Annotated in this window: 1 protein-coding gene; it reads right to left on the reverse strand. The window is 24.4% G+C overall.

The annotated features are described in order from the left end of the window. The coding region (locus AC4AGG_RS16650) for a leucine-rich repeat domain-containing protein (RefSeq protein WP_489773144.1) at positions 1–572 on the reverse strand (572 nt) is incomplete at its 3' end. Positions 573–751: the final 179 nt, after the last annotated feature.

Raw genomic sequence — 751 nt, forward strand, 5'->3', positions numbered from 1 at the left:
AAATAAATGTCTAAATTCTTATCTTCATTATTATTAATTGAAAAGCAATATAACGCATTAAGATTTTTAAGATTGCTTAGTGTTTGAATTGAAAAATTATGTATCAGTAAATTATTTAACCAAAGTTTTCTAAGATTACTCAGGTTTTCAATACCATCAATTGATTCAATATTGTTATTACTAACTTCTAATTCTCTTAAAGATTGTAAAGAAAATATATGATTTGAAATTTCATTCAATTTGTTATTTGCCAAATGAATACTTTTTATTTTTTTCAAATTGGAAATTTGGATTGGTACATTTTTAAGCTGGTTATTATTAAGATTCAATATTTGTAAGTTCTGCAAAGTGCAAATTTTTGCATAAAAAATTGAAATATTATTTCCTGATAAATCCAATGTTTCTAATCTTTTTAGTTTTTCAATTTCAGCAGGAATAGTTCTGATTTTATTATTTCTTAAAATTAATTTTTTTAAATTTTTTAACTCAAAAATTTCTTTGGGAATTTCTTTTAGATTTTGGTTAGATAAATCTATTTTAGACTGATTTCTATTTTCTATTTTTATGTTCATTCAAAATTTTTAAATTTGCAATTCCTTTGGAGGGAAGGTTATTAAATAAGGATAAATATCAGTGACAGGTTCACAAAGATAGGTATACTTATTTGCTTCGGCAACCTCACTATTTCAAACTTAGTTTGCCCGAGCCGCTGAGAAAGCACTCGGTTTTTTTTTTGAGCATAATTGCCGAT

This window comes from Chryseobacterium sp. CG10_8 (genome assembly GCF_058117085.1).